Origin of the sequence: Pseudooceanicola aquaeponti, assembly GCF_050897975.1 — a bacterium.
In the GTDB taxonomy this organism is placed as follows: Bacteria; Pseudomonadota; Alphaproteobacteria; order Rhodobacterales; family Rhodobacteraceae; genus Pseudooceanicola.
On record NZ_JBPAXY010000002.1, the window covers coordinates 382,706 to 397,019 of the forward strand.

14 protein-coding genes are annotated in these 14,314 nt (G+C 69.0%); 4 read left to right on the plus strand and 10 right to left on the minus strand.

Annotated elements, in window-relative coordinates:
- Window positions 1-202: 202 nt before the first annotated feature.
- Window positions 203-1,387, minus strand: coding sequence for a CmpA/NrtA family ABC transporter substrate-binding protein (locus ACRARE_RS05420; RefSeq protein ID WP_432655389.1), 1,185 nt, complete (start codon window positions 1,385-1,387; stop codon window positions 203-205).
- Complete coding sequence (locus ACRARE_RS05425) at window positions 1,384-1,968, minus strand: ANTAR domain-containing response regulator (protein WP_432655390.1); 585 nt, start codon at window positions 1,966-1,968, stop codon at window positions 1,384-1,386. Before ACRARE_RS05425 ends, ACRARE_RS05420 begins: the two co-directional genes overlap by 4 nt.
- Before the next feature lie 193 nt (window positions 1,969-2,161).
- On the opposite strand from ACRARE_RS05425, the gene ACRARE_RS05430 reads away from it, so the two are divergent.
- From ACRARE_RS05430 to ACRARE_RS05445, 4 genes are all read left to right on the plus strand, one after another.
- Complete coding sequence (locus ACRARE_RS05430; RefSeq protein WP_432655391.1) at window positions 2,162-3,094, plus strand: class I SAM-dependent methyltransferase; 933 nt, start codon at window positions 2,162-2,164, stop codon at window positions 3,092-3,094.
- 89 nt (window positions 3,095-3,183) lie between these two features.
- Window positions 3,184-4,179, plus strand: coding sequence for a pirin family protein (locus tag ACRARE_RS05435; RefSeq protein ID WP_432655392.1), 996 nt, complete (start codon window positions 3,184-3,186; stop codon window positions 4,177-4,179).
- Window positions 4,180-4,245: 66 nt separating this feature from the next.
- Window positions 4,246-4,587 carry a MazG nucleotide pyrophosphohydrolase domain-containing protein gene (locus ACRARE_RS05440; protein WP_432655393.1) on the plus strand — a complete coding sequence of 114 codons (342 nt, stop codon included), beginning with the start codon at window positions 4,246-4,248 and terminating at the stop codon, window positions 4,585-4,587.
- A gap of 53 nt (window positions 4,588-4,640) precedes the next feature.
- Window positions 4,641-5,705: a bifunctional transcriptional activator/DNA repair enzyme AdaA gene (locus tag ACRARE_RS05445; RefSeq protein WP_432655658.1), complete on the plus strand. Its 1,065-nt coding sequence runs from the start codon at window positions 4,641-4,643 to the stop codon at window positions 5,703-5,705.
- A gap of 31 nt (window positions 5,706-5,736) precedes the next feature.
- On the opposite strand, the gene ACRARE_RS05450 is transcribed toward ACRARE_RS05445, so the two are convergent.
- From ACRARE_RS05450 to ACRARE_RS05485, 8 genes are all read right to left on the minus strand, one after another.
- Window positions 5,737-7,077: an amidase gene (locus ACRARE_RS05450; protein ID WP_432655394.1), complete on the minus strand. Its 1,341-nt coding sequence runs from the start codon at window positions 7,075-7,077 to the stop codon at window positions 5,737-5,739.
- A 2-nt stretch (window positions 7,078-7,079) separates the two neighbouring features.
- Window positions 7,080-8,138 carry a cyanuric acid amidohydrolase gene (gene atzD, locus ACRARE_RS05455; protein ID WP_432655395.1) on the minus strand — a complete coding sequence of 353 codons (1,059 nt, stop codon included), beginning with the start codon at window positions 8,136-8,138 and terminating at the stop codon, window positions 7,080-7,082.
- 5 nt (window positions 8,139-8,143) lie between these two features.
- Window positions 8,144-8,923, minus strand: a complete 780-nt coding sequence (locus ACRARE_RS05460; RefSeq protein WP_432655396.1) for an ABC transporter permease — start codon at window positions 8,921-8,923, stop codon at window positions 8,144-8,146.
- Window positions 8,920-9,741, minus strand: a complete 822-nt coding sequence (locus ACRARE_RS05465) for an ABC transporter ATP-binding protein (RefSeq protein ID WP_432655397.1) — start codon at window positions 9,739-9,741, stop codon at window positions 8,920-8,922. Before ACRARE_RS05465 ends, ACRARE_RS05460 begins: the two co-directional genes overlap by 4 nt.
- A 65-nt stretch (window positions 9,742-9,806) precedes the next feature.
- On the minus strand, window positions 9,807-10,790 hold the full coding sequence (locus ACRARE_RS05470) for an ABC transporter substrate-binding protein (RefSeq protein ID WP_432655398.1): 984 nt from the start codon (window positions 10,788-10,790) through the stop codon (window positions 9,807-9,809).
- A gap of 75 nt (window positions 10,791-10,865) precedes the next feature.
- A complete protein-coding gene (locus ACRARE_RS05475; RefSeq protein ID WP_432655399.1) occupies window positions 10,866-12,077 on the minus strand; it encodes an FAD-dependent oxidoreductase in 1,212 nt (403 codons plus the stop codon).
- Window positions 12,074-13,228 carry a cyanuric acid amidohydrolase gene (gene atzD / locus ACRARE_RS05480; protein ID WP_432655400.1) on the minus strand — a complete coding sequence of 385 codons (1,155 nt, stop codon included), beginning with the start codon at window positions 13,226-13,228 and terminating at the stop codon, window positions 12,074-12,076. Before atzD (ACRARE_RS05480) ends, ACRARE_RS05475 begins: the two co-directional genes overlap by 4 nt.
- A gap of 94 nt (window positions 13,229-13,322) precedes the next feature.
- The gene (locus tag ACRARE_RS05485) at window positions 13,323-14,222 is read right to left on the minus strand and encodes a LysR family transcriptional regulator (RefSeq protein ID WP_432655401.1); all 900 of its coding nucleotides are present in this window, start codon (window positions 14,220-14,222) and stop codon (window positions 13,323-13,325) included.
- Window positions 14,223-14,314 lie beyond the last annotated feature (92 nt).

Consider the following 14,314-nt stretch of genomic DNA (forward strand, 5'->3'; position numbering starts at 1 on the left):
CCCGGATGCGGGTGCATCCGAAGTGTCGAGCGGCTCTGCTCAGTCAAACCCAGTCGGTGGGAGAAATGCGTTAGGTGGGCGCCATTGCCTACCTGTGATCCTTGATGCGGGATTCGTCGCACAAAGGCAAAACCGGATGTGCATTTGCGTCGAGTTTTTTGCAGCGCAGCATGATTTGCCGCAAAAAGCGCCGTTTTCGGGCTTAATCGGGCGACAAAGGCTCAAAAACGCGGCCATCGAAGAAGAAATCGGGGATCAGCGACAGGTGGCCCGCCGCCGAGGCGATGGCGGTTTCGCGGCGCACCGCCCCCTCGATCTTGGACGAGGCGCCGGGCAGATCGGCCTCGGTACCCGACAGGGCGGCGCGGTGCAGATCGCTGCGGAAGGCGCGGACGCCCGCGCGGGCGGCGGCGTCGCGGTCCAGCCCGGTGCGCGCGGCCAGTTGATGGGCGATCCATTCCGCCTGACTGCGCCAGGGGAAACTGGCACAGCCGCGGTGGAAGCCGACAAAGCCCGGCACCGCGCGCGTATCGCCACGCCCGTTGATCACCATCCGCCCCGACAGCGAGCGTTCCAGCACCTCGACCGGCAGGTCCAGGTATTCGGGCCGCGACAGCAGTTCGGCCGCCAGCCCCCGCGCGCCGGGTTCCGCCAGCCAGCGCCCGGCCCGCCAGCAGGCGCGCACCAGGCGGCCCACCAGCGCCGCCTCACGCTCGGCCCAGTCGGTGCGCAGGGCCAGCACCTTTTCAGGCGCCATCTGCCAGATGGCGCGCCCCGGCAACAACAGCTCGCCCGCGCCGTTTTCCACCGTGATACTGCCCCAGGGTTCGCCGACGCAGAAGGCGTCCAGCTCTCCGGCGGCCATGGCATCGGCCATCAGGGGGGGCGGCACGGTGTGGATCGACACCCCCTGCGGCGCGGGCAGGCCCAGGGCCGACAGCCAGTAATAGAGAAGTTCCGCGTGCATCGAGAAGGGGAAGGGCACGCCCAGGCGCAGGGGCCGGTCGGCGGGTTTCGCGCGGATCAGCGCCTCGCCCGCCGCGCGGGCAACGTCGAATGCGAAATCATGGCCCACGGCGCGCAGCCGCTCGGCCAGGGCATTGCTGACCCCGATCACGTTGCCGTTCACCGACAGGACCGAAACCGCCGACAGCGCCGCCCCCGTGCCCCCCAGCCCCAGGGCCGAGGCCACGGGCACCGGCGCCAGCATATGGGCCGCATCGACCCGGCCAAAGACCAGCATGTCGCGCAAGGAGGACCAGCTGGGCGCGCGCACCAGATCCAGCGCCAGCCCTTCCTCGGCGGCAAAGCCCATTTCCTGCGCCACCACCAGCGGCGCGGCATCCACCAGCGGGATGAACCCCACGTTCAGGACCTGCGGCGTCATCCCAGCAGCCCCGCCGTGGTGACCAACGCCTGGGCCACATCCGCAACCCGCTTGCCCTGATCCATCGCCGCCTTGCGCAGCAGGGCATAGGCCTCATCCTCGCCCAACCCGCGGGCCTTCATCAGCAGACCCTTGGCGCGGTCGATGACCTTCCGCTCTTCCAGGGCACGCTTGGTCGTCTCCAGCTCGGTGCGCATCCGCTGGAACATGTGAAACCGAGCCACGGCGGCATCCATCACGGGCTTCACCCGCTCGGGCTTCAGCCCGGCGACGACATAGGCCGACACCCCCGCCTCGATCGCGGCGCGGGTCAGGCCATCGTCGGACTGATCCACGAACATGGCCACGGGCCGGTCCAGCGGGCCAGAGGCCAGGGTCAGTTCCTCCAGCATGTCGCGCGACGGGTTGGCCAAATCGACCAGCACCACATCGGGGTTCAGCGCCGTCACCTTGCGCGCCAGGCCGGTGACCTCGGAAATGACATGGATGTCGTAATCCCCCGCCTCGGCCAGGCTGTCGACGATCAACAGGGCCCGGTCGCGGTCCGGTTCGACAATGATGATGGAAAGCCTGTGCGACATACCCCCGTCATGGGGCCAAGGGCCGGGCTTTGTAAACTCTGCTTTGCGCGCGCCGCCCCCGGCCCCGGCGCTTGGCCCAAAAAACCGGCGGCACGGCGCGGCGGGTCCGGCGATCTTAATCAATGATTAGGGAAGCTGCGGCGAAATGGCGGCGCGGCCCCGAGGTCGCGCAGACCTGTGACAGGAGGTTCCCATGGAAATTCTCGATCACCCGCCGATGACCTGGCGCGAGGATCAGCGCATCGCCTGGCCGATGAAGAAACTCGGCCATGCGCAACTTGGCCCCGCCGAGGGGGCGATGCTGTACTATCTCGCCCGCGACTGGGTCTCGGGGCGGCATCCGCTGCTGGAACTGGGCTCTTTCCTGGGGGGCAGCGCCTCGCTGACCGGGGCCGGGCTGATGGCCAATCCCGCCTGGGACGGCGCCGCGCGGCTGCACTGCTTTGACATCTTCGAGGCCAGGTTCGGCGACATGGCCGAGTTCATCCGCACCCGCATCGACCCCGCCTTCCGGGACGGCGCGGATTTCCAGCACCTGTTCGAGGCCCAGACCGCCGAGGTGGCCCGCGCCCTTCAGATCCACAAGGGCGATTTCACCCAGGCCCGCTGGGACGACGGGCCGGTCGATCTGATCTTCGTCGACATCGCCAAGACGCCCGAGCTGAACCGCGTCGTGCTGGAACGGTTCCTGCCCGCCCTGCGCCCCGGGCCGGGGCTGCTGGTGAACCAGGATTTCCACAATGCCGACAACCCGTGGATCCATTGCTCGCTGGGTCATCTGATCGGCTATTTCGACCTGGTCGAACCGCGCGCCGACGATTCCATCCTGCTGCGCCTGCGCAAGACGATCCCCGCCGCCACCCTGCGCGAGGCCGGCCGCTGGGAAGAACTGAGCCTGGAAGAGGCGCTGGCACGGGTCGACAAGCTGCGCGCGCTGTTCCGGGGCGGGCGCCACGACACCCGCTATATCGAACTGGTCCGCGCCCGGCTGCTGCTGCACGCGGGGGATGCGGCGGGGGCACTGGCGCTGGTCGATGAGGCGCTGGAACAGTTCGGCCCCGGCGACGAGAAGGAACATTTCTTCTGGCTGCGCCGCTGCCGTGCCATCCAGGAAGACGCCGCCTGAGCCCTGGCGCCCCCTGAGCAGCCCCTGTGCGCGCTTGCGGGGCTGCGCGCCGGGCGTTTCGGTCTATCTTGGCCTCAAAGGAGACCGAGATGAGCTGGAACCCCGACGCCCTGCTGACCGACCCCGACGCCATCGCCGCCTCGGCGCTGGAGACGCAGATCATCCCCCGCGCCCGCGACATCGGCGGCTTCGAGGTGCGCCGCGCCCTGCCCGCGCCCCGTCGGCAGATGGTCGGCCCCTTCATCTTTTTCGACCAGATGGGCCCGGTCGAACTGCTGGCGGGCGACCGGATCGACGTGCGCCCCCACCCCCATATCGGCCTGGGCACCGTCACCTATCTGTTCGACGGCAGTTTCCGGCACCGCGATTCCCTGGGCTCGGATCAGCTGATCACCCCCGGCGACGTCAACTGGATGGTGGCCGGGCGCGGCATCAGCCATTCCGAACGCTCGCCCTCGGCCGAGGCGGGCGGGCCCCTTTACGGGGTACAGACCTGGATCGCCCTGCCCGAGGCCGAGGAAGAGCGCGCGCCGCTCTTCGAGCATTTCCCCCAGACCGCCCTGCCCCTGCTGGAGGCCGGCGGCATCCGCGCCCGGCTGATCCTGGGCACCGCCTTTGGCGCGGCCGCCCCCGCGCGGCTTTTCTCGGAAAGCTTTTATCTGGACGTCACCCTGGCCCCCGGCGCGCCCTTCCCCCTGCCCGACGATCACGAGGATCGCGGCGTGCATGTGACCCATGGCCAGGTCACCGTGGCGGGCCAGACCTTCGATCCGGGCCGGATGATGGTCTTTCGCCCCGGCGATGCGATCACCCTGCGCGCCGGGCCCGAGGGGGCACGCTTCCTCGCCCTGGGCGGCGCCACGCTGTCCGGGCCGCGCTATATCTGGTGGAACTTCGTCGCCTCCGACCCCGACCGGATCGAGGCGGCCAAGCTGGACTGGCGGCGCGGCCAATGGGGGGCGGGCCTGTTCGATCTGCCCCGGGGCGACCACGACGAGTTCATCGCCGCCCCCGAGGACGGGCCGGGCCGCCTGCTGCCGATGCGAGCAGGTGCGCGCCGTCCGGGCGGCGGCGGCGCGGGCTAGGGCCGCGCCCCTTGCCGGGCGCCGCAGCGGGGCGCTAGGACCGGGGCAGACCTGACAGGAGATCCCATGCTGCGCGCCCTCGCCTCCCGCTTCCAGGCTGCCTCGGACAGCTACGCCCGCCACTACGGCATCGACCGCGACGCGGATTGGTACGTTCTGAAGATGCTTGAGGAATCGGGCGAGGTGGCCAAGGCCTGGAACAAGCTGACCCATCGGGGCCGCCGCCGCGACGCCACGCCCGAGGCCCTGGACCAGGATCTGGCGGATGAACTGGCCGATCTGCTGGGCATGGTCCTGCTGGTGGCGCGGCAGAAGGATGTGGATCTGAACGCCGCCATCGCCCGCAAGTGGCATTTCGACCCCGAAGCCCCCGCCGCCCCGTCGGCGCAGGGGAAAAAGCCGGAATAGCTGCCCGTTTTCCGGCGCCAGCCGCGCCCTGCCTGGGCTAGGCTTGGCCCATGATGATGTTCGACCTGCCCTCTGACGATACGCTTTACGCCGCCCTGCTGGCCCGCGATCCCGCCTATGACGGGCGCGCCTGGGTCGGTGTCACCTCGACCGGGATCTTCTGCCGCCTGACCTGCCCGGCGCGCAAACCCCGGCGCGAGAACTGCGTCTTTCACGACAGCCCCGGCGCCTGCCTGGCCGCCGGGTTCCGCCCCTGCAAGCGCTGCCACCCCCTGGGCGTGGCGGCGGGGGCCTACGACCCGGTGGTGCCGCCCCTTCTGGCGGCGCTGGAGGCCCGGCCCGAACACCGCTGGACCGAGGCCGATGTCACCGCCCTGGGCCTGGATCCCTCGACCGTGCGGCGGGTGTTCAAACGGGCCTTCGGCATGACCTTTCTGGACATGGCGCGGCAACGGCGGCTGCGCGACGGCTTTCTGGCCCTGGGGCGCGGCGAAACGGTGATCGCGGCACAGCTGGAGGCGGGGTTCGAAAGCCCGTCTGCCTTTCGCGCCGCCTTCGCCCGGCTTCTGGGGCTGGCGCCGGGGCATCTGCGCGCCGACGCACCGCTGCGCGCCGACTGGATCGCCACGCCCCTTGGCGACATGATCGCGGTCTCCTGCACCCACCGTCTGCACCTGCTGGAGTTTGCCGACCGCCGCGCCCTGGCGGCGGAGGTACAGCGCCTGGCGCGGAATACCCCCGGGGGTCTGGGCATCGGGCCGATGCCCCCCACCGAGCAGATCCGCGCCGAGCTGGCGGCCTATTTCGCCGGCACCTCCGCCGATTTCACCACCCCCCTGGCCCTGCATGGGAGCGCCTTTACCCGCGAGGTCTGGCAGGCGCTGCGCCAGATCCCGCCGGGCGAAACCCGCAGCTATGGCGCCCTGGCCCGCAGCCTGGGCCGCCCCGGATCGCAACGGGCCGTGGCCCGCGCCAATGGGGCCAACCAGATTGCCCTGGTGATCCCCTGCCACCGGGTGATCGGCGCCGACGGGGCGCTGACCGGCTATGGCGGGGGCCTGTGGCGCAAGCAACGCCTGCTGGAGATCGAGGCGCGCTGGCGCCCTGCCCCGGCCTGACCCCGGCCCGCCGCCCGGCCTGACCCGGCGGTCAGGCGGTCCAGGCTTCGGCGATCTGCAACAGCCGCTCTTCGCCGCCCGTGGCGCCCACCAGCTGCACCCCGCAGGGCAGGCCGCCCGGCGGCGCGGCGAGCGGCAGGGTGATCGCGGGCAAGCCCAGGGCATTGGCGAAGGCGGTGAACACCGCATGGCCGCGCGGGCCGACCGGGGCGCCGTCGATCGTCTGGGGGTGGCTGTCGCCCTTGGGCCAGGACAGGGCGGCAATAGCGGGGGTCATCAGCAGGTCGAAGCCCGCCACGGCCGTTTCATAGCTCAGCCGCATCTCTTCGATGGCGACCAGGGCGCCGGCATAGGCGCGCGCGTCCAGGCCCCGGCCCGTCTCGGCCATGGCGGACACCGCCGGGCCTGCGGTGGCGCCGATCCTCGGGTCCGCCGCGCAGAGCCAGGCGACCCCGGCGGTGCTGATCACCGGCCAGATGGCATCGGTGCGGGCCACGGCGTCGAAACTGTCGAGGGTGACCACCTCGTGCCCCTGGGCGCGCAGCTGATCCGCCGCCCCGTCGCTGCGGCGCAGGATCTCGGCCGCGACGGGCTGATCGGTGAAATGGCGGGCGTAAAGGATGCGCTGCGGCGCCGGGGCGCGCGGGCCCTCGGGCACGGGGGCCTCTGCCTCGGCCAGCCAGTGGAACATGGCGGCCACGTCCCGGGCGTCGCGCCCGATGGGCCCCACCACCTCGAAGGCGCCCAGGATCGCCGGAAAGCCCGCGCCGCGCCGGATCCTTCCCGTGCCGGGCTTCAGCCCGAACAGCCCCCCATGGGCCGCAGGCCGCCGGATCGAGCCGCCGCCGTCGGTACAAAGCGCCAGCGGCCCGATCCCCGCCGCCAGTGCCGCCACGGCCCCGCCGCTGGACCCGCCGGGGGTCAGCTCGGGGGCAAAGGGGAGGCCGGTGGCGCCGAAGATCCGGTTGTCGGTATAGCCCTGCACCGTCAGCTCGGGCACGTTGGTCTTGGCAAACAGCACCGCGCCCCCCGCCCGCAGCCGCGCCACCGGCAGCTCGTCCTGATCGGGGATATGCTCGGCCAGCCCGGGATTGCCCCAAGTGGCGGGCAGACCGGCCTGCAACAGGTTGTCCTTGACGCTGATCGGCACCCCATCCAGCGGCGACAGCGGCGCGCCCGCCGCCCAGCGGGCGGTGCTGGCGGCGGCCATGGCGCGCGAGGCGGCATCGTCGCGGGCGATCACCGCGTTGATCTGCGGGTTGATCGCGTCGCAACGCGCCAACACGCTGTCCAGCGCCTGGGCGGGGGTGAAGGCCCCTGCCCCATAGCCCGCGACCAGTTCATGGGCAGAGAGGGTCCAAAGCTCGGCCATTCTCACTCTACCTTCGCGATGACGGCGATCGGGGCGGCGCCGGGGGCGCATTGGTGCTCTGTCCCGCCAGACAGGAAGATCGCCGGATCGCCGGTGACCGAGGCGATGACGCCCCCGACCGCCGCGCGGGCGTGGCGTTCATAGTTGATGTCGGCATCCGACAGCATGGTGGTCCGGCGCCCGCGCAGGGTCGCCTGGGCCTCGGCCTTGGCAAAGACCGCCGTGGGGGCGCCGCCCGCCTCGGTAATGGCGGCGCGCACCGCCTCGGCGTCGATGGCATCGCGCAGGATGGCATGGCCGATGCGGAAATCCCCCGCCGCCCCCGGCGCATTGCCGAACAGCAGCACCTCGCATTTCGTCAACTCGCCCCCGGCCGAGGTCGAGGCGACGGCAGAGAAGAGATCCAGCCGCGTGGCAATGGCCTCTTCGGTCACTTCCGCGGCGTCGACCTCTCCGAGCGCCAGCGCGACGCCCAGAGCCATGGCGCCCCGGGCATAGGGTTTCGAGCCGTTGGGATCCTCGGTCACCACCCCCACCCCACGCGCGGCGGCCTCCGATATGCGCGCGGGCGTCAGCAGCGGGCCCTTTACCTGCACGTAATGCACATCCGCCGGATCGCTGATGCCCGCATCCTCCAGGGCGCGCAGGGTGGCGTCGCGCACCGCCGCCACATGGGCCATGCGGCCCACCTCTTCGGGGGCCAGATCGGGGGACATGGCCAGGCCAAGCGCCAGGCGCCCCTCGGGCGAGGCGCCCGCGCCCGGCGCGCGGGTAAAGACCGTCGCATGGGGCGACAGCACCCCCTCGGTGCCGCCGGACCAGACGAAGGCCACCTGGTCCTGCACCGCCTCGGGCGTCTGGCCGCGCGCCTCTGCCAGGGTCTGGGCGAAACACATCGTGGCCAGGGCGCGGGTGAAGTCATTCGCCCCGCCGTTGCCCTCGGTCTTGCCGATCACCGCCGCCACGGCGGCCGGGTCGATGGCGCCGCTGTCGATCAGCGCCCGCAATTCGCCCGTGTCGGCAGGCGAGGCCATGCCGATCTTGTGCACTCCGACTTTCATGCTCATCACTTTCCGCCCCAGTGGACAAACCGCGCCTCGATCAGGGTAAAGAGCATGTTCATCACATAGCCCAATGCCCCCGCCGCGAAGATCGAGGCGTACATCTCGGGCATGTTGAAGATCATCTGCGCGTCGATGATCCGCTTGCCCAGCCCATCGGAGGAACCGATAAACATCTCGGCCACGATCACGATGACCAGCGCCATGCTGACCCCCGAACGCAGGCCGATGAAGGTTTGCGGCAGGCTTTCCCAGATCGTCACGTCCCACAGGATGCGCATCTTCGACGCCCCCATGACCCGGGCCGCCAGCTGCCGCAGCTGGCGGGCGTTCATCACCCCATAGGCGGTGTTGAACAGGATGATCAGCGCCGCGCCAAAGGCCGCCACGGCGATCTTGGCCTCTTCACCGATGCCGAAGAAGACCAGGAACAGCGGGAACATGGCCGAGGCCGGGGTCGAGCGGAAGAAGTCGATCAGGAACTCGACCGAGCGATAGAGCTTGTCGGAAGAGCCAAGCGCCACGCCCAGGGGCACGGCCATCACCGTGGCAATGGCGAAGGACAGCATGGTGCGCACGATGGTGCGCCAGAAATCATGGCCCAGGCTGCCCTCGGCCATGCCCTCGACGAAGGCGGCCCAGGATTGCGCGGGCGAGGGCAGCAGCACCGGATCCACCAGTTCCGCCGCATGGGCAAAGGCCCAGAGGCCAATCAGCGCCAGCGCGCCCAGCACCGGCTGCACCCATCCCATGCGGGTCAGGATTTTGGTCAGTTTCGCGGTCATGTCTTGCGCACTTCCCTTTGGAAGATCTCCAGCGAGCGGGCCTTCACGTCGATAAATTCGGGCGTCACCGTGGTTTCCACGGTCCGCGGACGCGGGGCGGTGAAGGGGATGCGGGCGGCCACGGTGGTGGGCTTGCGGGTCAGCAAAAGCACCTCGTCGGCCAGCTCGACCGCCTCGTCCAGGTCGTGCGAGACCAGCAGCGAGGTGATCTGCATCTCGGTCAGCACCGATTGCAGCTTGTCGCGCAGGAACAGGGTCATCTCGTAGTCCAGCGCCGAAAACGGCTCGTCCAGGAACAGCACCTCGGGGTCGGTGACCAGGGCGCGCATGATCGACACCAGCTGCTGTTGCCCCCCCGACAGCTCGTAGGGATAGCGGTTCAGGTCGATCGAAACGTTGAAACTGGCCAACAGCTTCTCGACCCGCGCGTCCTTCTCCGCCTTCGACAGCTTCAGGAACTTCAGCGGATAGCGGATATTGTCGATGGCGCGCAGCCAGGGGAAACCGGCCTCGCGGTAGTTCTGGAAGACATAGCCGATCTTGGTTTCACGCGCCGTCTTGCCGTCGAACAGGATCTGGCCCGCGTCATAGTCCAGGATGCCCGAGATCATGTTGATCAGGGTGGACTTGCCGCAGCCATTGGGCCCGAAGATCGACACCACCTTGCCGCGCGGCAGGTCCAGGTCGAAATCCTTGTACAGGACGGTGCCGTCCGGAAAGGTCTTGGTCAGGCCGCGAATGGTGATGTGGGTGCCCGGTGCGAACCAGCGCAGGCGGTCGGACAGATCGCCGCCCTGGGCCGGGCCGCCCCCCCCCACGGTCGCCGCCGCGGGGGGGGAGAGGTCTGCACCCTCATCCTTGGGGGGAACAGGCAGGGTCAAATTCACATCGCCCCCGCAATGTCACCGGCCACCACCGGCTTGGCCACCACGCCCAGGTCGACACCGATGTCGAGGAAGGTCTGGAATTCGCCCATTTCCGCCTCGGTCATGTCAGAGACCATGGTGAAATGCGCCAGCGGCACGGTGGCGGTCAGGGCCTCGGGCACCTTCATGTCGGTCAGCAGGTCGCGCGCCGTGGGATCGTCGTTGGCATCCGCCACCGCCTTGGCCCAGGCCGCGGCGAAACGGGCGGCCACCTCGGGGCGCTCTTCCAGCATCTTGCCAGAGACGGCGGCCCCGGCGGCATAGGCCTCGGCGCTTTCGTCCTTCATCAGGTACTTGGCGATCACGCCGGTTTCCAGACGCTTGGCGATGCCGTTCTCGACCATGATCGAGGCCAGCGCCTCGAGCGTGTAGCCGCCGTCGAAATTGCCGCTTTGCATGGCGCCGACATGGTTGCCCATGCCCTGTTCCTGGATCATGAACTCGTCCTCGCCCAGGCCCGAGGCAATCAGGCTGGCCTTGGCCGCGCCCAGGTTGGCGGGGCCGGGGGCCGAGAACAGGTTGGCGCCCTTCAGATCGGCAATCGAGGTGGCGGTGCTGTCGGGCTTCACCACGAACTGTTCCATCACGTATTCGCTGTTCTGGCCGTAAAGGGCGATGAACTGCATCGTGCCGGGGCGCAGGGCGTTGATATTGGCGCCTTCCAGGGTGACCAGGTTCGAGGTGGCGTCGATGTCACCGCTGACCATGGCCTGCACGATCAGGGGATGGGTGCCGATGAACACCGGCTCGACCTCCAGGTCGGCCTCGGCGAAATAGCCGCGCTCGGCAGCGATGTAATAGGGCAGGGCAGAGCCTGCGACGAAGACGCCGACCTTGACCTTGTCGGCGGCCGTGGCCGAGACGGCCATGGCGGTGGACAGGGCAAGGCCGAGGCCGATCTGACCGAGGCCAGCGAGAACTTTGCGACGGGTGTCTTTCATGGGGAAACTCCTGTTGGGGGGCTTTTCTTGGTTTTTGTCTTGCTTAGGTCTTGATCTTGGGGAGAGGGGGTGCGCTCAGGCCTCTTGCAGAAGCCCGTCCGGCACGCCGAAGTCGTTGTAAAGCTGGGAAAGTTTCGCCTGGAACGGCGGCTCTGTCTTCTTGGCGGTGCCGCTGATCGGGTCGCCGCCCGCCAGCAGGGTGTCGCTGGCCTCCATCGAGAAATCCATCACGAAGCGCAGCCGGTCCTGGCGGGCACGGGTGATCGTTTCCAGCCACAATTCGGTGTCGTACTGACCTGCCGCAGACAGGGCGCGGATCACCTCCAGCGCGGCACAGCTGCTTTCGATGGCCTGGGTGGCGCCCTGACCCAGGGTCGGCACCATGCCGTTGGAACTGTCGCCAAGGTACAGGATGTTCACCCCGGTCTCGCGCAGGCACAGCGGGCTTTCCTGCAACCGGGCCCAGTGCAGATCGACGGTCGGATCGGTGATCAGATCCACCAGCCAACGGCCCTGCTCGCCCAGGATGCCATCGGCGGGGGTGAAGATGCGGCGCAGGCCTTCGCGGGTCTTCATTTCCTCCGGGATCTCGGCGCCCACGGGGATGGGGAAGGTGCCGGACATATAGATGCTGTCCTCGGGCACGCGGTAGCCCAGCAGGCGGGCGGGGCCGTTGAACCACTGCTCATAGTCCTCGATCAGCCCGCCGCTGGTGTTGGGCACCAGCAGGCGGAAGATGCCGACGCCGACCTGGCGGGCGTTGATCGGGCCGTGGAATTGCGCCCGCAGCTGCGAAAACCGCCCGTCCGCCGCGATCAGCAGATCGACGTCGTCGAGGGTCCGCGCCACACCCGCCTCGGTAAAGGCGATGTCGACCCGGCCCGTGCCGTCGGTCTTGGGGGTCACCGCCGTGATATCACAGCTGTAGCGGATACGCGCGCCCGCCGCCTCGCGCAGCACACGGTAGAGCTCGGCCCAACGCAGGCGCCAGCCCTCGACGGGGGCGATATCCTTCAGCGCCAGTTTCATAAGTTCCTGCCCGCCCATGGTCGAGACGCGCCAACTGCTCCAGGCGAAGGAGGCGGCCTCGATCCGGCGCGCCAGATCGGGGTCGGTGGCCAGAAGGGCCTGCACCGCGTTCGGGCCAAGGTTCAGGCCCGTGCCCGCCTCGGCATGGTCGCCCGGGGCGATCCGTTCCAGGCAATGCACCTCGACGCCTGGGACATCCGCCAGGCCGCGCGCCATGATGCTACCGCCCACACCGGCGCCGATAATCGCGATCTTCATGCCACCGCTCCTTCTGTCTGGGGATCCCCGGCTTCGGCGATGACGGCGATCAAGCCGCCGCCATAGGGGCCCTGATGTTCGGCCCCGCCCGAGACGAAAATCCGTGTTTCTCCGGCCACCCCGGCCACCAGCCCGCCGACGGCGCCGCGAATATGGCGCTGCGGGTCGATGTCGGTATCGTTCAGCATGGTGTGCCGCGCGCCGTGGATCTGGCCGCTTTGATCCGGTTCGCATTTCACGAAAATGGCCTTCAGCCGCGCCCGTTCCGCCGCGCAGACCTGGGCGCCGGGGCCAAAGCCCAGGTCCTGGAACACCCCCTGAACCGAGGGCAGGTCGATGGCATCTTCCATGGCCCGATGCGCGATGCGCAGCGGCCCGGACCAGGCCGCGCTCATGCCCAGCACGATGACCTCGTTGCACAGCACCTCGACCCCGGACGAGATGCTGGCGCAGGTGCTGTACAGGTCGAAATCGGCCAGGAAGGCGGCATCGTCCAGCTGTGCTTCGGTGATCTCTCCGGTGGCCAGGGCGACGCCCAGGGCCCCGGCGGCGCGCGCCCGCGCCATCGACACGGCGGCATTGGGGGCGGGCACCGCCCGGCCCGCGGCGCGCAGATCGGCGATGCGCCCCGAGGTCAGGCAGGGCACCTTCACCTGGACGAAGTGCAGATCGCCCGGATCGGTCAGCCCCGCATCGGCCATGGCGGCGCGCACGGTCTGGGCCACCATGACCGCATGATCGCGGGTGCCGACCAGGTCAAAGGGCATGTCGACCGAACAGGCCGCGCCGATGGCCAGTGCCGGATTGCTCTCACTTGTGCCGGCCTTTGCGGCGCTGCGGCATAGCACGGTGTAATGCGGCGACAGCACCCCTTCGGTGCCGCCCGACAGGATGCAGGGCAGTTTGCGGGCCAGCGCCTCGGGCGTCTCGTTCAGGTAGCCGGACAGCAGATGCATCAGACGGTCGGTGAAATAGCCGCGGGTGAAGTCGTTCACACCGCCGTTTCCTTCGGTCTTGCCGATCACCGCGACGATCTCTTGCGCCGCCAGTTCGCCCGTGGCCAACAGCTCGGCCAGGGCCGAAAGATCCCCGGGATGCGCCATCGAAAGTCTGTACACCTTGGCCTGCACGTCTGCCTCGCTTGTCATCATATGCGGGTCAGACTGGCGCAGAATGCTGCACTGCGAATAGAACCAATTTCCTACATGGGTGAGAGCAAAATGTGTGCACTCAGCCCCGCAGCGCCTAGATCTGGGACATGGCCTGTTTCACCGTCTCGATGAAACTCAGCGTCGGCAGGGGCAGGGTGCGGTCCTTGCGGGCGGCAAAGATCAGGCGCCCGCCGCGCAATTCGGGATCCACCAGGGGCACCGCCTTCAGCGCGCCGGTCACCTCTTCCTCGCGGGTGCCCACCTCGAACTGGAAACAGATCGCATCGGTGCGCTGCGCATAGGCCTTGAGGGCGCGCATCGTATTGGCCTCCAGCACCACGTTCAGCGACAGGCGGTGGCGGGCGATCACCGCCTCCAGCAGGGCGCGGCCGCCGAAAGAGCGCGGCCCCATGGCCAGGGGATAGGGCTGGCAATCGCTCAGCCGCAACTTGCTGCGACCGGCCAGCGGATGGTCGGGGCGCATCATCGCGAACAGCGGCTGCGGCACCGCCGCGATCTCGTCCAGATCCTTGCCGGGGGTCGGGTCATGGGCCAGCAGCAGATCGGTCTCATCGCTCATCAGGGCGCGCAACAGGTCGCTGGTGGCGCCCACCAGCAGCTTGAAATGCACCCCCGGGTGATGGTCCTGAAAGCTGGTGATCGCGTCCTGGATAAAGTCGTTGGCCACCGAATGGGCCACGGCAATAGAGACATTGCCGCGCACCAGCCCGCGCAGCTGGCGGATCTGGGCATTGGCGGTTTCCACGTCCGAGATATTGCGCCGGATCGCGGTCAGGATCACCTCGCCCGCAGAGGTCAGCCGCACCCCGCGCGGCAGCCGCTCGAACAGGGGCATCCCCAGTTCCTCTTCGATCTCCAGGATCTTGCGGTTCAGCGAGGTCGAGGCGACATGCAGCCGGGCCGCCGCCTTGCGGATGGACCCGGCGGTGGCGACGGCGTCGAGATAGACGTAATCCCTGGGCGGGCGAAACATGGGGCCTTCCTCTTGGGGGACTGGGGCCAGCCACCCTAGGCCCAGCCCCGGACCAAAGGCCAGCGCGCCCGGCGCTGTCGCGGCCGCGCGCA